The 22,219-nt window shown below is 38.5% G+C and carries 11 protein-coding genes; 8 read left to right on the top strand and 3 right to left on the bottom strand.

The window, feature by feature from the left end:
- The first annotated feature begins 40 nt into the window (after positions 1-40).
- The 4 genes from TTHT_RS10100 to TTHT_RS10085 are packed head-to-tail and all read left to right on the top strand — an operon-like array spanning position 41 to position 4,238.
- Positions 41-1,123 (top strand): 2-hydroxyacyl-CoA dehydratase subunit D, encoded by a 1,083-nt coding sequence (locus tag TTHT_RS10100; RefSeq protein WP_201327858.1) that lies wholly within the window; start codon positions 41-43, stop codon positions 1,121-1,123.
- Complete coding sequence (locus tag TTHT_RS10095; RefSeq protein ID WP_201327857.1) at positions 1,120-2,457, top strand: 2-hydroxyacyl-CoA dehydratase subunit D; 1,338 nt, start codon at positions 1,120-1,122, stop codon at positions 2,455-2,457. The genes TTHT_RS10100 and TTHT_RS10095 overlap by 4 nt, the downstream gene beginning before the upstream one ends.
- The gene (locus TTHT_RS10090; protein ID WP_201327856.1) at positions 2,450-3,238 is read left to right on the top strand and encodes an acyl-CoA dehydratase activase; all 789 of its coding nucleotides are present in this window, start codon (positions 2,450-2,452) and stop codon (positions 3,236-3,238) included. The genes TTHT_RS10095 and TTHT_RS10090 overlap by 8 nt, the downstream gene beginning before the upstream one ends.
- A gap of 1 nt (position 3,239) precedes the next feature.
- Complete coding sequence (locus tag TTHT_RS10085) at positions 3,240-4,238, top strand: DUF6765 family protein (protein WP_201327855.1); 999 nt, start codon at positions 3,240-3,242, stop codon at positions 4,236-4,238.
- On the opposite strand, the gene TTHT_RS10080 is transcribed toward TTHT_RS10085, so the two are convergent.
- Together TTHT_RS10080 and TTHT_RS10075 are read right to left on the bottom strand one after the other, a co-directional pair.
- Complete coding sequence (locus TTHT_RS10080; protein WP_201327854.1) at positions 4,235-5,230, bottom strand: tetratricopeptide repeat protein; 996 nt, start codon at positions 5,228-5,230, stop codon at positions 4,235-4,237. The two genes, TTHT_RS10085 and TTHT_RS10080, sit on opposite strands and share 4 nt — an antisense overlap.
- Positions 5,211-5,438, bottom strand: a complete 228-nt coding sequence (locus tag TTHT_RS10075) for a hypothetical protein (RefSeq protein WP_201327853.1) — start codon at positions 5,436-5,438, stop codon at positions 5,211-5,213. Before TTHT_RS10075 ends, TTHT_RS10080 begins: the two co-directional genes overlap by 20 nt.
- Before the next feature lie 101 nt (positions 5,439-5,539).
- Here TTHT_RS10075 and nadC point away from each other — a divergent pair, with 101 nt between their 5' ends.
- From nadC to fabG, 4 genes are all read left to right on the top strand, one after another.
- Complete coding sequence (nadC, locus tag TTHT_RS10070) at positions 5,540-6,364, top strand: carboxylating nicotinate-nucleotide diphosphorylase (RefSeq protein WP_201327852.1); 825 nt, start codon at positions 5,540-5,542, stop codon at positions 6,362-6,364.
- A gap of 74 nt (positions 6,365-6,438) precedes the next feature.
- Positions 6,439-7,794: an NAD-dependent malic enzyme gene (locus TTHT_RS10065; RefSeq protein WP_201327851.1), complete on the top strand. Its 1,356-nt coding sequence runs from the start codon at positions 6,439-6,441 to the stop codon at positions 7,792-7,794.
- Positions 7,795-7,812: 18 nt separating this feature from the next.
- The gene (gene fabD, locus TTHT_RS10060; protein ID WP_201327850.1) at positions 7,813-8,757 is read left to right on the top strand and encodes an ACP S-malonyltransferase; all 945 of its coding nucleotides are present in this window, start codon (positions 7,813-7,815) and stop codon (positions 8,755-8,757) included.
- A 7-nt stretch (positions 8,758-8,764) separates the two neighbouring features.
- Entirely contained in the window at positions 8,765-9,493 is a 729-nt protein-coding gene (gene fabG, locus TTHT_RS10055) for a 3-oxoacyl-ACP reductase FabG (RefSeq protein WP_236578191.1), read from the top strand.
- Between the two features lie 53 nt (positions 9,494-9,546).
- Here fabG and TTHT_RS10050 read toward each other — a convergent pair whose 3' ends face one another.
- On the bottom strand, positions 9,547-22,098 hold the full coding sequence (locus TTHT_RS10050) for an isopeptide-forming domain-containing fimbrial protein (protein WP_201327849.1): 12,552 nt from the start codon (positions 22,096-22,098) through the stop codon (positions 9,547-9,549).
- Between the last annotated feature and the right edge of the window lie 121 nt (positions 22,099-22,219).

Raw genomic sequence — 22,219 nt, 5'->3', positions numbered from 1 at the left:
TAACTAATTGCTATAATAATCAATTAAATAAGGAGGTTAAATGCTAAAAGTACAAGGAAGGATAGAAACCATACAAAAATTTAAAGCAAAAGGTGGAAAAATCATCGGGGTTGCACCCTATCATTACCCAAAAGCAATTTTCAGGGCTTTTAATATCCTGCCAGTCGAAATATGGGGACCTCCCAAACTAAATACCCTTGAAAGTAAGGCACATATTCAGACATACATTTGTTCAGTCGTCCACTCTATTTTAACCTATCATTTAAAAAAGAATCTGGATATTTGTGATATGTTCCTCATACCTCATACTTGCGATTCGTTGCAGGGGTTAGGAAGCATCTTTCTTGATTTTGTCAAACCAAAACAAAAGGTTTTTACATTTTACACCCCAAGGGGGAGAAGGAGTGTTGATATTGACTTCATCACAAAAGAGATAGAAAAGATTTACAATATGCTTTCAGAATTGACAGGGCAAAAACCGTCTTACAAAGAACTAAAAAAACACATTGAAATTGAGGAAAAGGCAAATCTTGTCCTTAAAAAACTTTTAGACCAGAGGCTTTACCTTGACATAGATGATTACAAATTCTACTCACTAATAAGAACAAAAGAATACCTCCCAGCTGAAGAGTTTATTGAAATTGCAAAAGACATTTATTTAATGTACAAAAAAGATTCAAAAATAGAAAAGACACCAGTAATTATATCCGGGCTTTTGGCTGAACCTATGGAAATCTTTAAGGTAATAAATCAAAAGAACGGCATTGTTGCCGGAGATGACCTTGCTATAACAGGAAGAAGGCTTTACCCCCCCTCAGAGGGAAATAACCCTTTTAACAGGCTTGCAAAATCTATAATAAACTCCCCACCTGACCCTTCAAGGGGGGATAGTGTTGATTTCAGGGTAAAGAGATTGCTTGAAATTGCAAAAAAAACAAACGCAAAGGGAGTAATATTTTACATTGTAACCTTTTGCGAACAGGAATACTTTTACATCCCACACATAAGAAAAAGATTAAGGGAAAATGGCATAAAGTCAATTCTAATAGACACAGATATAAATCAAGAGTTATCCCAGCAGGCAATAACAAGGTTAGAGGTTTTTATGGAGACATTACAATGAATGTGTTGAAGTTTATAAGATATTACCTGATGACAAATCTAATTGGAAAACCATATCTAAAAAGACAGCGAAAGATAGGGGAGAGAAAGATTGAAAAAATAACAGGAGAAAATTCCCCATTAAATCCTCCTTTGAAAATTACAGCATACACAAAAGAATTTGTCTCTTCCCATTACTTTAAAGGAAGGTATATTGAAGGGGTAAAGCCTGTGGCATGGGTAACATCAGGAGCACCTATTGAAATACTCAAAGCTCTTGGATTTTTTCTAATTTACCCTGAAAACCACGCAGCATTATGCGGTGCAAGAAGGGTGCAGATGGATTTAATAAAAACAGCACAAAAACAGGGGCTTTCACAAAATGTATGTTCCTATGTTAGAACAGACATAGGCTCTTTGCTATCAGGGAAAACCCCTGCAGGCAAACTTCCAAAACCTGATTTACTTGTCGCATGCTCAAATATATGCCAGACTGTTTTGCACTGGTATAGAATGCTTCAGGAATACCTAAACATTCCCCTTGTGATAATTGACACTCCTTTTGTTTACAGGGATATTGAACCCCACCAGGTTGACTATGTAAAAAAGCAATTAAAAAATGTACTCCTCCCTATCGCTGAAAGGGCGGCAGGTAAAAGCCTCAAAGAAAAGGATTTAAAAGAAGTAATCAAGTTTTCAAAAGATGCAACCGAGCTATGGCTTGAAATACTCAACCTCTGTGCAAAGAGGCCATCACCATTAACAGTTTTTGACCAATTTGTATTTATGGCCCCCATTGTTGAAATGAGAGGGGATAGGGAGACTGTTGACTTTTACAATACAATGTATAAAGAGGTAAAATTTAGAGTAAATTCAGGAATTGGTGCAATAAAAAAGGAGAAGAGAAGGCTTTTATGGGACAATCTTCCCATATGGTTTAAAATGAGGGAACTTGCATTAAAACTTGCAGAAAAAGGGATAAACATCCCTATATCAACATACACCTATGCATGGGGAGAACTTGCTCCGTTAATGGATTTAAACAAAGATGAATTTGAGGTAATGGCAAGGGTTTACCTATCACCAATTTTAAACAGAGGAGCAGGTCATAAGCTTAAAACAATGGCAGATATGGTTAAGAGATTTAACCTTGACGGAGTTATTCTCCACTCAGACCGCTCATGCAAACCTTATTCAATGGGACAGATGGACCAGAGAAACAAACTTATAGAGGAATTTAGCATTCCGGCAATGCTGCTTGAGGCAGACCAGAATGATGAAAACGCCTATTCAGAGGAGCAAACTGTAATTAGAATAGAATCATTTTTTGAAATGTTAGGAGTTAGCAATGGATAAAGCAATAGGAATTGATGTTGGTTCAACCACTGTAAAATTGGTGGTTATTAATGAGCAAAAGATTATAATCAACAAACACATTGAAAACACAAAACCAAGAATAAAAGAGCAGGTAAAGAAGTTGATTGAAAAGGTAAAAAGCGATTTAAAGGAAGAAAACATCCCGATTATTTCAACAGGCTATGGGAGAAAATTGGTGGAAGATGCAAAGGAAAACCTGACTGAAATAACCTGCCATGCAAAGGGAATATATAATGCTCTTGGATTTGGAGGCACTCTCGTTGACATAGGTGGGCAGGACAGCAAGGTGATTGTTATTGACAAAAAGGGAAGGGTTCTTGACTTTACAATGAACGACAAATGCTCAGCAGGAACAGGCAGATTTTTAGAGCATACCGCAGGAAAGATGGAAATCTCTGTTGAGGAGATAGGGAAAATAGCCCTCAATGCGAAAAAAGAATTGAAGATTTCCTCAACATGCACAGTTTTTGCTGAATCAGAGATAATCTCCCTCCTTGCCTATGGAGAAGAGATAGATGCTATTTTAAAGGGACTGCACAGAAGCCTTGTTACCAGGATAGTTGGAATGATTAACTCTGTTGCCTTTACCCCACCAATAATGCTATCAGGGGGAGTTGCAAAAAACGAGGCTATAAAAAAAATGCTTGAAGAGGAAACAGGTTACAAGATTTTTCTCCCAAAATACCCTCAACTAATGGGGGCATACGGTGCAGCAATTATTGCCTTTGAAAAATACATAAAAAATTCAAGGGGGATATAGTATGAACATTGAGTTTCATTACTATTCTGTTTACATTATTGCAAGAAAGGCAGGCTTTGACGAAGATTCTTCCTATATACTCGCATACTCATCTCAGTACACAGACGATAATTGCGAAAAATGCAGAGTAAACATCAAAGAAGGTGAAGAATACAAAAACTATATAAGCCAGACAATGGATATTTTAAAGCCTAAAAAAGAGTTGATGAGGATTTACCCCTGCTTTCACTTTTTCCCGGGAGATTATGACAACAATTCAACAATGAGAAAAGACGGAAAACTTCACCTTTTAAACACAACCCCCAACAGTAAAAATGTAAAAACACTGCTTGAAAAAGCATTAGAAACCAAAAACCTTTACAGAATTGGAATAGCCCTTCATACATACGCAGACTCATTTGCACATCAAAACTTTGTTGGATACTACGATTGCTTTAACGGAATGAAGGGGGTAATTGAGAGAATGCTGCCAAATATCGGACATGCAGATGCAAAAACAAATCCCGACATTCCTGGTAAAGTATGGAAAGACAAAAGGCTTATCTCTAAAAACGAAGAAGTGCACAATACAGAAAGGTTTTTAAATGCAGTAGAAAAAATCTTTGATTACCTGTGGAATTTTAAAAACAAAAACTTAAAAGGAAATTTAAAGGAAAAGGCAAAAAAAGAAACCATTGAAACCCTCAAAAAATGCTATTACAAAGAATTCAGACACGGGGATTATTACAAGAAAAAAAGAATGAAACTATACTTTCAATACGGGCAAATGCCTGAATACTCAAAAAATGAGTGGATAAGTAAGGCTTTAAAGACCCCCTCAATTGAAACTGAAATCCCATCAACAATACCTGTAACCACTTTTTTTTGCGAAAACAGGGAAAACTTCTTCAACTCACACTGGTATAAATTTCAGCAAGCGGTAAAAGAGCATCAGCAAACAGCACTTGAAATCTTAGAGCCTGTCTTTAAAAAGATAGAATTAGACCCTGAAACATTCTAAAATTCCCATTTAATTTTCAACTTCAGGAATTTATACCCTTCAACACTCCACTTAATAAATTCATCGTAAAGTTTGGCGTTTTTCTCGTCCTTAAACCACTTTTTAGCCGCCGCCTGATACTTTCTATAAAAAACCTGCATTACCAGAGGCATAACATACCCTCTCTTTTTTAATTCAGCATAGTAGGGTGCATAAAACTCCCAAACAAAACCTTCTTTCTTTTTTTTATTGTTTTCAAGAATAGAAAAAAGGCTTTCCATCTCAAAACTTATTCTTTCAATCTCGCTTTCACTTTTGCCTTTTTTTGTTTTTCTGTCTGCAAAACTGAACATTCTTATAATCCCAAAACTCATAAAAACCGAGGAAAAATCTCCTCCGCAATCTCCCCCTGTCTCTTTAAGTTTAACTGAAAGAACATCCTTCTTTTTTTCTTCCACCATTCCACCTAAAATATCATTAATTGCTTCAAAAACAGCCTCGCTTCTTTGAGTGTCAGGCTCAAGGATTAAAAACCTGTAAAACAAGAGAAGGGCGGAGATACTGCAACCGTTTTGATAGTAATAATTTCCAAGCATTAAAGTGCTTGAGGAATGATTTGGGTTTAAAGTTAAAGCCTTTTTATAACACTCTTTTGCTTTATCCCTATAACCTAACCTTTCCAAAGTAATGCCCGCATTGTAATAGCCTAAAAAGTAATCAGGCTGTTTCTTTATTGCTTCCCTGTAATATGCAAGAGCATAATAGGGTTTGTTCAAAGCGTCAAAGGCATTTCCTATCTCTGTGTAAATATGCCCGAGCACATTTGTTTTATACCTTGCCGCTTTTAAAGCGTATTCAAGGCTTTTTTCATAATCCCCCATTGCAAAATAGGTAAAAGCCGTCTCCGACAACGCTGTTACATTGTCAGGGTTAAGTTTCAACACCTTTTTGTACATGTCCAGAGCCTCTCTGTACATCCCTTTATCGTGGTATTCAACTCCTTTTGAAATCAACTCTTCCTGAGTTTTGTCTGATTTTTTTTGGTGTCAAAAGAGGCTTTACTATATCAATTTTTTTATCAAATAAAATTACTTTTGAAGGAGTGTTTAATAATTTTTTGTCAATCTTATTACCCTCAACCTTATTTCCTGCAATATCCCCTTTTAAGCCCAAAGGAAAAAACAAAAAAACAAACAGGATTAACACCAGTATTTTCCTCATAACACCCTCTCCATAAGTTGTTGATTATAAAAAAATAATAACCCCAAAACTGTTAATATTCAACAAAAAAGTTTATAATAAAGGCGTTTAAGGAGAGTGTTATGGAAGGGATAAAAGAGATTATTGCTTTAGCTCTAAAAGAAGACATAGGGCACGGAGACATTACTTCAGAGAGTATTTTTGAAAAAAATCATACTTCAAATGCGGTTATAAAGGCAAAACAGGATTGCATTGTTTGTGGAGAGATTGTTTTAAGAGAGATTAAGAATTTTTTCAAAAATATTGACTTTACCGTTTTTAAAAAAGACGGAGAGAGTGCAAAAAATGGAGATATTATATATTCACTACAGGGCAACACAATAGAACTTCTAAAACTTGAAAGAACTCTTTTAAACTTCGTTCAAAGGCTATCAGGGATTGCAACCACAACAAATAAATTTGTTGAAGAATTAAAGGGAACAAACATTAAACTTCTTGACACAAGAAAAACAACCCCGGGAATGAGATACCTTGAAAAATACGCAGTAAAAACAGGTGGAGGTTTTAACCACAGGTACGGGCTATTTGACGGTATTTTAATAAAGGAAAACCACATAAAGGCTGCCGGAAGCATAGAAAAGGCTGTTCAAATGTGCAGGAAAAACAACCATCACTTAATAAAGATTGAGGTTGAGGTGGAAGATTTAACCCAACTTGAAGAGGCTTTAAAGGTAGGGGCAGACGGAGTTCTCCTTGATAATATGAATAATAAAGACATTGAAAAAGCATGCACCTATAAAAATGATTACAATTTTTTCATAGAGGTGTCTGGGGGAATAACTATTGAAAGGATAAAAGAATTAAAATACTTTGATATTGATTATATCTCATCAGGCTACATTACCCACTCTGCCGGAATTGTTGACTTAACAATGCTTATTATTTAAATAAATCTTTACAAAACTTTATTTATTTTTTCTTTGGTGTACAATGGCGGTGTATTTTTTTTATGGAGGGGGATATGAGAAATAAAATAATAAAAAGAATTAAAGTCAAAATCCTTGAAGACCCAGGGTTTTTAGGAAAATTTGCAACAATGGTTGGAGAATTTGGTGCGCTGTTTGGTGAAATTAAAACAGTGCACATAGGCAAAAATTTTAAAATCAGGGAAATGGATGTTTATGTTAAAGATGAGGAAACATTTGACACAATTGCCGACACAATCAGGAAAATGGAAGGGGTTGACTTAATTGAAGTTAAAGATGTTGTAAAGGAATACCACATTAACGGCAAAATTAAAGTTTGCTCAAATGTTGAGATTGAATCAATGGACGATTTATCAATAGTTTACACTCCAGGTGTTGCGCAAGTATGTAAACTAATTCAAGAAAATCCAGATTACGCATATAAATTTACAAGCATAAACAACAATGTTGCAATAGCAACAAACGGAACGGCAATTTTAGGGTTAGGAGACATTGGGGCTGTTGCAGGAATGCCCGTTATGGAGGGAAAGGCTGTGTTGTTCAGAGAGTTAGCAGGAATAAACGGAATTCCAATTCTCATTAACAGCAAAGACCCAAAGGTTATTATCCAGACTTTAAAGGCCATAGCCCCAACCTTTGGTGCAATAAAACTTGAAGATATAAAAGCCCCTGAATGCTTTGAAATTGAAGACACCCTTGACAGAGAATTAGACATACCTGTTGTTCACGATGATCAGCACGGCACTGCGGTTGTGGTGCTTTCAGCACTATTAAACATTGCTCAGTACACATACATAAATCTTAAAAGGGTATCAATAGGGATTATAGGCCTGGGTGCTGCAGGAATGGGAATTTCAAAACTCCTTAAAGCTTTCGGGGTTCAGGAAATTTACGGTGCAGATATAAATGAAAATGCTTTAAAGATGTTTAAAAAATTAGGGGGAAAACCTGCAGACTTAAAAACAGTTATGGAAAAATCAAAGATAGTTATTGCAACAACAGGGGTTCCAGGATTGATAAAGAAGGAAATGGTAAAACCAAAACAGGTGATTTTAGCATTGTCAAACCCTGACCCTGAAATAACCCCGGAAGATGCGTTAAACGCAGGGGCTTTGTATGCAGCAGACGGCAAAGCAATAAACAACGCCCTTGGTTTTCCCGGACTGTTCAGAGGGGCATTGAATGCAAGGGCAAAAACAATAAACAATGCAATGAAGATTGCAGCAGCAAGAACAATTGCAAAGTTTACAATGGACGGGGATTTAGTTCCAAACATTTTAAACAAAAAGGTGCATCAGGCTGTTGCAAAGGCTGTTGAAGAGGTTGCTTTAAAAACCGGTGTGGTAAAATACTTATCTATTGTTGAAGAGGAAATAGAAGAAGAACTTTAAAGATTAAGAGGAGGAGCGATGAGACTTGAAAAAACCGCTTTTATTTTTCCGGGACAGGGCTCACAGTATGCTGGAATGGGGCTTGAAATCTGCGAAAACTTTGAACAGGCAGAAAAAACATTCTTTGAAGCAGATAAGGCTTTAAACTATCCAATTTCAAAACTCTGCTTTCACGGCCCTGAAGAGGATTTAAAATTAACCTATAACACCCAGCCAGCATTGTTAACAGTTTCTACTGCAATTTGGGAAATTTTAAAGGATAACAACATAGAGCCTGAGGCTGTTGCAGGGCACTCGTTGGGAGAATACTCAGCCCTCGTCTGTGCTGGAGTTATCCCATTTAAAGATGCAGTGAAAATAGTTAGAAAGAGGGGAGAGTTTATGCAGGACGCAGTGCCTGTTGGAATGGGGAAAATGGCAGCGGTATTAAACCTTCCCTTTGAAAAGGTTGAAGAGGTTATAAACAGCGTTAAGGAAGAGGGAAAGGTTTTATCTGTTGCAAACATAAACTCACCTGCTCAAATTGTTATTGCAGGCCATGCAGATATAGTTGAAAAGGCAATGGGAGCATTAAAGGAAGCAGGGGCAAGAAGGGTTGTTGAATTGCCGGTAAGCGCCCCATTTCACTGTGAACTGATGAAACCGGCAAGGGAAAACTTAGCACCCTTCATAGATGAGGTTGAATTTAAAAAACCGGCTTACAGGTTTTACTCAAATGTAACAGCCACCTCAATTGACAACCCAGATGAAATAAAAGAAAGGTTAAAGGAGCAGATAACAAGCCCTGTTAAATGGGCTCAACTTATTGAAAATATGATAGAAGACGGTATTGACACCTTTGTTGAAATTGGAGCAGGAAGGGTATTAAGCGGTCTTGTTAGAAAGATTGACAGAGGGGTAAATATACTAAACATTGAAGATATGTCTTCACTTGAAAAATTTTTAAGATTTATCAACGAGTGAGGTCGGTATGATTGATTTAACAGGGAAAACCGCAATTGTAACAGGCGCTTCAAGGGGAATAGGCAAAGCAATTGCAGAAAAACTCTCTGAAGCGGGGGCAAAGGTAATCCTGATTGCAAGGAATGAGGAAAGATTAAAGGAATTAGCAGCGAAATTGGGAAATAGCCCATACTTTACCCTTGATATAACAGACAGAGAAAAGGTTAAAGAGGTTTTCAAAGAAATTCAAAAACAATACGACATTGACATTCTTGTAAACAATGCTGGAATCACAAGGGATAATATTTTAATGATGATGAAGGATAATGAGATTGAAAGCGTAATTGATACAAATTTAAAGTCAATTTTCTATGTAACAAAGCAGGTGTTAAGAAAAATGCTAAAAAAAAGAAGCGGAAGAATAATCAACATCACCTCTGTAATTGGGCTAATGGGAAATCCAGGCCAGTCTAACTATGCTGCATCAAAGGCGGGGATTATTGGATTTACAAAATCACTTGCAAAGGAGATTGGGTCAAGAAACATAACTGTAAACGCAATTGCTCCTGGATTTATTGAAACAGATATGACAAAGGATTTAAGCGAAGAAACAAAAAAGGCAATGCTTGAAACAATTCCATTAAAAAGAACGGGCACCCCGGAAGACATTGCAAACGCAGTCTTATTCCTTGCATCTGATTTAGCATCATATATTACAGGCACTGTTTTAAATGTTTCAGGTGGTATGTATATGTAAATTTTCCAAAATCTTTTTAAATAGAAAAAGGGGGCTAAATGCCCCCTTTTTTATTACCTTGATATTGTAAGTGCCTTCATTACAGTGTAGGAGTAATCACCCTCAATCTCGCAGGCTGAAACAGGTTTATCAGAAATCAGGTAAATATAGCCACCTGCAGGAATCTGATTGTTAAACAAGTCGTCAACAACAACTTTATACTGACCATAACCTTTAATATCAACAGATTTCTCTCCAGTAACATTTCCGTCTTTGTCAATCAACCTGATTTTTACCGTTGTCTGCTCTGCATTCGGGTTGGCAATAGCAATTCCTGTCCAGTGTCCGTCGTCACTATTTACAACAGGAAGTATCCCTTCAATGACTGTATCTGAGGATACCAGCATTCCGCAGATAGCACCACCTTCAATTTTTGTATTCTTTTGCGGGAATACTCCAAAAATTTCAGCACATACAAATTTCCCTTCTCCCTCAACCTTAGCCCATGAAGCATTGCCGTAAACATCTGCAAAGTCATCTCTAAACAATCCCTTAACTTTGCTTCTTGCATTAACTGAAATTGTTTTTGTGCCAACAACATTGCCATCAGCATTATAGAATGTAAAGGTTATATTCTGGTTAGAATACTCAAGGTTGTCAATTACATACCCTGTCCAGAACAAGTCTTTCTCAACAGGAATGTGGGGCAGTATGCAGGAAGAATAGCCTTTTGACGGCATTTCAACAAATGCACCGTCGCAATTCTTCTTCTTGAAAGAAATAAATCCGCTTAACGGCTTCAATGTGCTGAAAGGAGAGGTGTCACCAAACTCAACTAAACCCCAGCATGTTGAAACATCCTGATTTTCTTTAATTAAATTATTTAAATCAACAATGTGCAGGTAATCTTTATCAGTAACCACACTCTCATCTGACAGAGTTAACTTCAAAATATCATTATCAGCAGTAGCAATATAGGCTTTTGAATCCCAGTATTCCTTTTCCTCAGCAGCATGAGGAATTATCAATCTCTCACCAGTTATCGAACCAAGGTAAGATGTAGATTCTACTTTATCAGCCTTTTTATCAACATAGTAAGTAAGTTTTTGATTTGCATTTACAACCAATCTTGAAGCTTCGTTCAAATCTCCATCATACTTTAACTTTCTCTTACCAAAAGGCGGGATTTCAATTGTTTTTTCACCAAGTGCTTTACCCTTTATGTCAACCAGAGAAATTGTAACAGAAGCAGCTGAAGGATTGTTGTTTACAGCCCATATATCAAAGCCGCTAATTGTTGACTGAGAGCCTAAAAGTGCACCGTTTAACCCAACAGGGTTTTGTCTTGTAACCTTAATTGTAATCGGGAAGGATTCTGTAATTGCGTTTTCCTCATCCACAGCATAAACAACGGCTGTGTAAACACCTTCGAGGGCATAAACATGGCTTGCATTAGGCTCAATTGTTGTCAAATCAATTACTCCGTCATTATTAAAATCCCATCTATACTCTTTAATATCTCTGCAATTTGCACCATCCGGGTCGTATGCCTCAACACTAAAATCTACCTTCAAGGGGGCAATGCCACTTAATGGAGTTGCAGTAAATGAGTTAATTACAGGGTTTTCATCTCTAACAAAAACTATGTGAACAGTATGGTCTGTGGAAACACCTTCAAATGTAAAACTCCTCATCTTTGGACAGAAGCAACTTGGCTTTCCATCGATGTAAACTCCTGCAAGGTGGTAACCATCGTCAGGCTCAAAGTAAACTGTATATGTACCGGCAGGGTCACAACATCTGATTGAAGAAGGCTGAATTGTACCATTCTCAGCAGTGGATGTAATGTACAAATCAGCACATAATTGAATTGAGAGGGAATATGATGCTACATAATCGTTTAAACCGCCTTCTCCATCACTTCCGTCTCTTCCACCGGTTGGCAGCGAGGTGTAATCAACATTTGCAGTGTTTGTAACATATGAGCCTAAGTCTGCATCGTTGTGAACCACAGTGTCAAAATCAATTGTAAAGCTTGAATTTGGCGGTAAAGTTAACGGATTTAGAGTTATTGTGTCTCCATTTTCAACTGTTGAGAGTATTACAACATCACTATTTGTCACAGGCTGGCCAGTTGAAGTTACCACAACACCACCAGATGTAGAAAGTGCAATATTTGTAATCTTTGTTGCCCCGCTTCCGCTTCCATCCGGTGCGCCTAAAAATTCGTGTGGAATTACATCGCTTAAATTAACATTGTATGCGTAAGCACTTCCACTTAAATTTGAAACAGTAATCCTGAACCTTACAGTGTCACCGTGAGTGCTTCCAACACCGCCGCTTATTGCTTCCTTATTAACCACAATATCAGGCTCAACAACATTCAGGCTGACCCGTTGCTCTGGCAATAATTGAGGCTGTCCAAGTGCATCCTTGTATGTTAATACCGCCCTGTTTGTTAAAACAGTTCCCTGCTGATTTGACATTACATTATCAACAATAGCCTGAATTTCAAGTATATACTGCTCAGCATTTCCATCGTTGTCAGAGTTTGTTATATCGCCAAAGAACAGCCTGATTTGTGAACCATTTATTTCAATGTCATTTCCATCTGTTAGAGATACAAAGCTTCCACTTGGGGCATTGTTAATATCCCCTGGATTCATTGAGGAAGTTAACCCTGTGTCAAATATCCTTGCAAGCCTTGCACTTCCCGCAACATAGTTTAACCCCTGAGGCAAGGTATCAACTATAGCAACCTCATTAACGGTACCTGACGGGAGATTAAATGACATTCTAAATGTTGCAACCTCTCCAATTGCAACATTCAACCCTGAGGTATCGGCTAAGGAGGTTCCATACAAAGTTTTTTCAAAATTGTAAGGATAATTTCCACCTGATGTGCCAGTTGAGACAGGGGTTAATGTTGGGTTAATACCGTCATCGTCATTGCCATTATCATCACTTTGTTCAGTATTAAAGTTGTCTCCGCTTACACTTGCCTGATTCTGAATTACAGTTCCATCTGCAACATTAGAATCAATCACCACATCAAAAGTAACAATCTCAACACTGCTTGCAGATACTGTTCCTATGTTTACATCAACAGGGTTTTCGGTTACAACCACACCGTGTGAAGTGGTAACACTGCCTGAAACAAGTGTTGTATTTGAAGGAATATTATCGCTTAACCTTACATTTTCCGCATCCACTGCACCATTGTTGTATACATAGATGGTGTACCTTATTGTATCTCCCGGGTCAACAATTCCGTCACTGTCGTTGTCAACCAATAAACTCCACCTCTTTTCAACATCAATGTTAGGTTGTGCCGGGCTTCCATCTGTTGCAGTGAAAGAGGTTGGCTGATAACCGTCAGTTGAATCACCGTTTCCATCTGTTAATACAGAGTCTGTTTCATTGGAATCTGCTGTTCCCTGATTTACAAATGTTTCAGTACTCGGGTCTCCGTCACTGTCATAAAGCGGGTTGTTAATTGTAACATCCACGCTTGCATACTCATAATCATCAACGGCAATACTCATTCCAGATACGCTGATATTGTTGCCTGAAAGGGATATATTTCCGCTTGATACATACTCACTTCCACCAACAGGGGTTAAACCTGTAGGTATCACATCTGAGAGAGTAACTCCTGTTAAAGGTTTGTTGCCTTCATTATAGAATACAAAGTAATACCTCATTGTATCCCCGGCTGTAATACTGTCTGAACTGTCGTTGTCGCTTAACAATTCCACAAACTTCCAGACATACAATGAGTATTCCTTATCCTGACCGCCAATAACCACATCAGTTGGCTGGTCACCGTTTGAATCTATCCCGTCTTCATCGGTATATTCACGAACTGTCTGGTCTGATTCAACATACCCCTGGTTAGAAATTGTTGTCCCGTTTGCTACACCCTGATTTATGGTGGCTCTGAATGTAAGAGTTACCGTTGCATTTGAAGCCATATCCCCAACATTTACAACAAGATGAGGTGCACCTGAATCATCTACTGAACCTTGAGTTGTTGTTAAACTTCCAGCAACATAGGTTATTTCAGACGGTAAATCATCAACAAATTGAACCCCTGTTAAATCTCCATCGTTATTTTTAAGGGTTACTGTATATTCAATTGTATCTCCAGGGGTATATGTTCCATCGCCATCCGCATCGTTTACCAAATCAACCGTCTTTTGCGCATCAATAAAGGTGTATGCTGTTGCAGTAACACTTTCATTTGTATTTGCACAGTAATCGTTAAGTGCATTTGCATTCCCGCAATCGTCTCCCGTTCTTCCGCTATCGCTTGCCCCTGTTGCACCTGTTATTGACTTATAGGTTACTGTTGCATCGTTTGTTAATACAGTATTTACCGCAACATCTCCATTTAGTTTTGCCCTGTAAGTAAATTGCCATTGACCATTGTCAGGGGCACCAATAGTTAAACTTGATTTTGTAAAGGTTAGGTTCTGACCATTCACACTGTAACTTCCAGAAGGTAAACTGCAATCAACAAATGTTAATCCGTTTGGCAATACATCTGTTACTTCAACATCGTAAGCATCGCTATGGCTGTTTGATGTGTGAGACACAGTAATTGTGAAGGTAATTATAGAACCTAATGGTGGCTCTGTATTGTCTGCCGTTTTGGTTATTGTTAATTCAGGCTCAACAATTGTTACAGGTATTCCCTGAATTCCAGATTGTGTTGCATCGTAATCGTAATCAAGCCTTGAAAGGTTGTTTGTATCCTCACCATATTCAACATAAACTTCAGAACCCTCTAACTGCTCTCCGTTCTTCAATACCACTCCATCCTGGTTTGCATCAACATTATCAACCCTTGCAACAATTTCAATCTCAAAGTAATCATCTGTGCTTGAATTGTTTGCAGGGTTCTCAACATCTCCAAAATCAAAGTAAACTTCCTGCCCTGTACCAAGCCTTGTATTGTAATTTGCATTGGTAAAGTTCATTCCAATATGGCCTTGAGATATTGAGTGGTTTACATAGGTTAATCCTGATGGCAGTATATCGTGAACACTTACATTGGGTGTTACACCTTCAATTACATCAACCTTTATGGTGTAAATTACAGTATCACCAATTGTAACCTGAGTTTTATCAACACGCTTGTCAATTGCAATGTCTGAGGCCACCGTTAAACTCTGATTTGCGCTCTCCTCATAGTTGTTTAAATCGCTATCGTCATCGTCATCAACACTTCCTGGATTTGTTGAATTGTCCCTACCACCATTTACAAGGCTTGTGTAATTTGCACTTGTTTCATTGGTTAGTGTTTCTCCAAACACAACACTATCCATAAGCACGCTGTCAAAGGTAATGGTTAAGGTTGCATCCGGGGCAATTTCAACCGGTTCAATAGAAATTGTGTCGTTGTTGTTGTTAGTTGTTGTTATCTGCAAATTAGAGTCTGAAACTGTGGTTGTTGTTCCATTAAGGTAAACATTGCCCCCAGAAACGCTTACATGGGCATTGGAAATATTGTACAACCCATCAGGAAGCACATCTCTCCAATCAACCTGATATGCTGTTGTGTGCCCATTGTTTGCAATATCTATCTGCCAGGAAACAGTATCCCCTGCTTCAGAACCAACTGCACCTTGAGTAATTGTTTTTGAAATCTCAAGGTTAGGTTCTCCAACCCTTACACTGTGAGCATTGTTTACAGGCCCAACAGTTATTGTATTTCCTGCATTATTCGGGTCATCAAAGGTTAATGTAGCTGTATTTTGAAGAATTACACCATCCTGATTTGAAAGCACATTATCAACATTTACTGTATAATCAATTGTAATATCCCCTGCATTTTGAGCCGTTAATGTGCCAAAATCAAAGGTTAAAACATTATTGTTTGTATCGTAACTAAAGAAGTTTGCATTGCTTTCATCCGGTGAATTTGAACTTGTTATTCCAGAAGACAATGTTACATTCAAACTGCCTGATACAAAGGTCAAACCTGAAGGTAACTGGTCTGTTACAACAAAATTATTGGAAGAGCCTTCCGGCACACTGATTGTAATTCTAAACTGCGGTTTTTCTTCAATAGCATAGTATGACTTGTAATTTACAATATCCTTTGCCAATGATGGCCTGTTTATTGTTACAATTGCAGAAGATTGTCCGTATAAATCGTTTACTCCGTTTCCGCTTCCTGTTCTCTCTCCTGTTTCCTCTCCCGGATTTCCCGGTGTTGCATTACCAGTACCATGGTCTCCTGGCAAACTTGTTGTCTGAAATGTTGCAGTGTTGGTTACAACCTGCCCATACTGAACATCAGATTTTAACTGTGCGGTATAGGTTATTGTAATGCACTCACCTGGGTCAAGCTGGTCTATTGATGCATTCAATGTATTACCGGTAAAACTTGCACTTACATTTGCCCCTGTGCTTCCTGTGTCAACATTTGTAACCTGTGGATTCTCGTATTCAGATGGAAGCGGGTCATTTATTACCCAGTCAAAAGCACTTGCTGCATTTGAACCTGAGGCTGTGTTACAAATCTGCAAAGTGAAGGTTATTGTATCTCCACCAGACGCAACTGATGGATTTGCCGTTTTGGTTATAGTTGGAGTTGGCTCTGCCACATGCATTACAACATTTGAAGTACGCACATAATGATTTGAACCATCTGCATCCTGATATCTCAACCTGCCCTGGTCATACAGCAAAGTTCCAGCATTTGTTGAAGTGTTGTTGTTTACAACCACCTTTAGCCTGAAAATATACCTCTCACTTGTATTTGAATCATTGTCTGAATTTGTAACATCCCCTAAATCAAGGTATATAAAATAGTAATTTGAATTAGAGTTTGTGGAGATATTAGAGTCAACATTAACAAATGTATTTACAGGTGCATTGTTTATATCCCCAGGGTTGTCAGTACAACTTAATGCTGTTGAAGTTCTCGCAAGTTCTGCACTTCCTGGGACATAGGTGCCCCACGATATATTTGAAATAGCATTCTGCAACCTGTCATACAACCTGACATTATTTGTTACACCCTGCGGGATTGAATAAGTAATTTCAACCTCTACAACCTCTCCAACAGCAACAGGTGGATTGCTGTTAATATTTGCATCCCCTGAATCTGTTGAGTCCTCAGAGGTTGAAATCAAGTTTTTACTCTGAACAGAACCACGGGAAAGACTAATATTGTAACTTCCAGCCCCGTTTGTTTCCCTGTCATACGAAGTATTTCCTGATTCACTATCAGAAGATGCCAATGACCAGCCGCTTACCCTTGCAGTATTCGTATAGGTTGAACCTGTTATTGCATCCTGACTTATCTTAACAGTAAAAGTAAATGTTACAGTATCTCCCGGGTTAATAGGCCCATCTGAGGTGTAAGTAACCTCACAGGCAGGGGATGAACCGTTTACGCTAAAGGTGTAACCGGCGGGGGTTGTTCCCTCTGCTATTGTCGAACAATCGTAAACAACTGTGTCATTTGCATCAACAAAGCCATCTCCGTTTGTATCGTTTAACAAATCTGTTACAGATATTCTATATGCAGGGCCGTCTCCATTATTTGTCACATTCAGGGTAACTGTGACACTATCACCTGACTGAAGGTTTGTGTGGGGATTTATTGATTTTGTAATGGAGAGGTTTGGCTCCGTTAATGTCGTTTGTGCAGAATCGTTCTGAGAAAAAGATGCATCTGCGTTGTCGTCACCGTCAAAATCAATACCAAAATCAGCCTGCACATTGTTTGTTAAAATAGTTCCACTTGCATTGTCAGACACATTTTTAATTCTTACCTTAATATTGTAATTAAACTCTTTCAACCCCTGAAAATCGCCAAGGTTAAAGGTTAGAACCTGTCCATTTATAGTTAGAGCTAATGGGAAATCCCCACCATTCTGGGTTGCTGAGACATAATCTGTATTTGGTGGAAGGGTATCTGTTATTGTTACAGATTTAAAGGTATCTGTATTTAAAAACCTTGCAACAATGTTATAGGTTAACTCTTCACCAATGTTTGCCGTTGCTTTATCAACTGTCTTTGTTAATTCAAATCCTGCAGTGTAAGCATCTGCCTCGTCGTGGGTATAGGAACAGGTATCGCTCCCTCCCTGGTCTTTACACATCCCCTCAACAACTGCATGGTTTAAAAGTGAGCCTGAATTTACCGTTGCACTTACATGAACAACCCATGTATCACCTGGAGCAATTGGCCCTGAAATTGTCCAGGTTCCTGTGTTGCCACTCCAGGTTCCTGACTGGTCATCAGTAATATTTGAAAAACCGTCTCCAAGAGTATCTGTTAAGGTTATATTGTACGCTGGTGCATCTCCATTATTGGTTAAGGTAATAGTCCAGTTGGCAGTTCCCCCCTCTGCAACAATCTGCTTATCAGGAGTTATAGAGATATCTATATCTGGTTGAGTAGGATTAATTGTATCTGAGCCTGATGAACTATAGTTATTGCTGCATGAATCATGGTAATCAAAACTAACCGAATTTGTAAGGTTAGGAATTGAAACATCAGGGTTATTACTATCATTTGAAGATGTTGTATCACAATAGGTGCCATCTGTTTTTACATAAAATGTTATGGTTAATGTCTCTCCAGGGGCAATAAAATCAACATTTGTAGAATCCCAGGTTAAAGTTGAAGCCCCATCTGTTAATCCTGTGCAGTTTGGTATACCACTGCCATGGGTTACCCCTGGTGGAGTATTTGAAAAACTTATATTGCAACCGCCTGAAGAATCGTAAACATAACCTGGAGGCAAAGTTTCAGTAATTCCGTCATTGTATGCTGTACCACCGTTGTTAGTAATGGTTATGGTAATCTGGCCGCCACAGGTGGTAAAACCTGAGTGAGTTACTTCAACCTGATTGTTAGGCAATTCCGGTGTTGTTCTTAAATCTACACTATCTGTGTTAGAAACCCTGTAACAATCACACCCGTACTCAGCCTTTGCTGTATTTGTTGTTGGGCTTGAGGTGCAGGTGTCAACAGTTGTCTGATAGGTAACTGTACATGAGTCACCTATATTCATATCCCCAATTGAACACCCGCTTCCAAAGTAATCTGTTTCATTACATGTGGAACAAGTTGAAGAAAATGAGCCTGAAACAAGGGTTACATTTGATGGCAAGGTATCGCTAATAACAGTGTTTATCGCAACATAATCCCCATCACTTGTATAGGTTATTCTCCACTCAACAGTATCCCCACTATCAGCATCAACCTCTCCTGTAACCCAATCTGTGCCTTTTGTAATATTCCTTGCCTCTTTTACAACTCTTACATGAGGGTTTGTTGGATTAACAGTAATTATAAACAAAGGAGAAAGGGAATCAGGAGTTCCTGAGCTTGCCTGACAAAGTTTATCATATTCTGCACTTGCCCTTGCCTGCTTTGTTGAATTCTGGAAATTTGTACAATCAATCATTTCAACACTAAATGTAATCTCAATGGTACCACCAGGTTCAAGTGCCTTATCTCCGTCTGGATTTGTCCCTAACAGGGATGAAAAATCCCAATCAAGGGTCTGCCCATTAACTGTTGGCTCTAATGAACCGCTTGAATTACCGTAAGATGAAGTAATTGTATATGAAGCACTATTTGCAACATATCCTATTCCGTCCGGCAATTCTTCTAAAACATGGACATTAAAAACATCTGTATCACCAGTATTCTTTGCCAAAATGGTAAAACTTGATTGTTTATAGCCACAAGAATCAATCGGTTCTCCTGTATGCTGAGTAATTGCCAGATCACTCAAAGGCAACAATACCTCTGAATGGGCTGTTACAGTCTGACATACTGTGTCGCACCAGGTTAATGTCCCGTCTAATGTTAAGTTGTCACAACCAACAACATGGGCTCTAACCTTAATCCTTACCTCTTCGTTTGGGGACAATGTGTCCCAGTGGAAGGTTACAGTGCTATCCCCCTGATTGCCTGTAACAACAGGTGTTTGTCCAGTATCAACACTGTAATCCCAGTATGTTAAGCCTGAACCAAAATCTATTTTGTATTCAGTATCGTTCGCCTTACCTGCCCCTGAATTGATAATTTGAACAATAAATTCAGGATACGGGGTGTAAGTGGTGTATTTAGCAGCAGACATCTTTAATACAAGGTTTGCTTTATTTAAAAGGTAAATATTTGCATTTGCAGAAGCTGACTTATTTCTGCTGCCGCTGTCATTATCACACCTATTGTTGTACTGTGCACTTGCGCTCCAGCCTTCCGTGCCTGGAGTTGCATCACAATCCCTTTTCATATAAAAGGTTATGTATGGTGTGTTCCCATTAACATTATGCTTAATATCACCTAAATTCCAGGTATATGTTCCGTCACCGTTGTCAGTTGGGTCAAATGAATTAATTGTATTTCCCAATGTATCAACCACATTGTGAAATTCAACAGGATAGTTTGAGTCACCTAAAACAAGGGTATAGTGATTGTTTGTGTTTACATTTAAAATTAAATCGTATAAATCCCATACATCACCTGAACATCCCCCCCCACCAACAAGGTCAATTCTATACTGCTGAATATCGCATGTATCAACAATTTTTGGAGAGTTGGAAAGATCTAAAGCAAGATTATTTTCGCTAATATTAACAATAACTCCCTGGTCATAATCGTCATCATCAGAGCAACCTGAAGATTGACTTGGAATATACAACCCAGAAAAATCAATAAAACCGCAGGCTGGTTCGTCAGCATGTAATGTAAAGGTAAGACAGAGTGTTGCGCCCGTATTTGGGGCAGGAGCACCCTCACTGTCAAGGCCGCTTAAGTCAATTTGTAAAGGTGAAGTATTTGTTACTGTATAGTTTGAGTACTCTGTACCGTTTACCTTTACAGAATCAACAGATACATAACTCTGGTGAGGCATGTCGTCACTAAAGATTATCCCCTGCCAGTTTGAAGGAGAAGTATTGCTTGAAAATGTATAGCATGTTGTGTATTGGATATTTGTACAAACCTGAGCCGCATCAACGCCGGTAGGAGAATCAATATAGGTTACTGTTTTTGATGAATCAGAAATAGCTGGGTCATCAGGCTGGTTAATATAGGTATTTTGAGAAGCCTCTCCTGTAACAGTATAAGGGCATCCCAGACAATCTGTAAGGTTTACTGCACTTATTGACAAAATATTTGTGTAATCGTGCCCAGGTGCGCATTTGTCGGTTGGGGCAGTCATTGTTATTGTTTTTGTCCAGGTATCCCCTGGATTAAATGTAACATCACTCCATACTATTTTATCCCCATCATCAGAACCACCGGCAGGGTCTGTTACAACAAAGCCGTCAGTTAACCCTGTTTGAGCGCTATCAGGGTAATCATCAGTAATGTCAATTGTTACAGAGCCATAGTCTGAAGGAGCGACAAATTTAACTGTTAAAGTATACTGTAATCCCGTCTCTCCCCTATCTGCATAGCGAGGACCAGACTTTGATACCTCAAAGTGCGGCCTTGTTCCCTGGTCAACAGTGTATGTAACAGGCCCAGCATAGGGTGGTGTATACTGGTTTCCACACTCATCCTCATAGTCTGGCTTATACAAAATACTATCGCTCATTGTTATATTTGAACCGCATTGTGTGCCATCAGGACCTAAATAAAAACTAAAAGAAACGCTATCCCCTGCTGCAATATCCCCAACAGTAAAGGTATCTGTATTTGAATCAAAGGTTGCACCACTTACATTTGAAACCTGCCAATCTGAAACAAGCCCAGTCATTTGAAGTTTAAAATTTTTAGCAGGCCCTTCTCCATTAGTATTGTCAATTGTAATTGTTACCTGATTCTGAGTTGGGTCACAGTATGACAGTGTTGTTGCTCCGCCAACATTAATGCTAACATCAGGTTTTCTTACAAGGATTTTAACACCTGCTGTAACACTCTTTGACTGACAGATATTTGTCCCGTCGGTAAACTCGCCCAAAACAACATTGGTTAAAGTGTCAGGGTCACAACCTGTTACTGTTGCCGTTAATGTATATTGAACAGAGTCACCTGCTGCTATTGGACCTGTATTCCATGGGTTTGAAACATCAGATGGAGCATTTGGGCCTGTAATTGATTGAAATGTAAAGCCTGAACCTAATGTATCAGTTACATTGACACCGTTTACAATATCTCCAGTTCCTGTATTTTCAATTGTAATTGTCCAACTAACTGTATCTCCCACATATGCATCCTGTGTCTCCGGCGAAATTCCCACAACAAGAAAGGAATACTTTACTTCTATCTGTGAAGAGTATGCAGTTGAACCCCCTGCATCAGCCTGCATAACCTCACCGTTTGAGCACCCACAGTTTGGCCTTGCTTTGTAACTCACAGAGTAACTGCCACCTGCAGGAACTGTAACTGAACTCCAGGTTATTGTCTGCGGAGGACCTGAATTCAATGTCCCACCGCCGGTATCGGTAACGGTAAAATCGTCTGGTACTGTGACGACTATGTCTGTAACAACATCTGACGAATCAGGATTTTGAACTGTTACTTCCCAGGTACCCTCTTCCCCTTCTGACAAACTTGTTGCCTGCTGGGTAAAAGAAACACTGACAGCCGCAAAAACATTAAGGCTTAAAAAAAGAAAGAACAGAAAAGTGACTTTTTTCATTTATAAACTCCTTTTTCTATTTATTCTTAACTTGTTTTTTTCCTTTTGTGAAAACTTTTTCCATTTTAATAGCACCTAATTTTTTATGAGAAAAACCTCTTAAAATAATATGCTAAAAACA

The sequence above is a fragment of the Thermotomaculum hydrothermale genome (genome assembly GCF_016592575.1).
GTDB lineage: Bacteria > Acidobacteriota > Holophagae > Thermotomaculales > Thermotomaculaceae > Thermotomaculum > Thermotomaculum hydrothermale.
The sequence above is the reverse complement of the archived record's forward strand: the minus strand, read 5'-3'. Positions and strand labels throughout refer to the sequence as shown.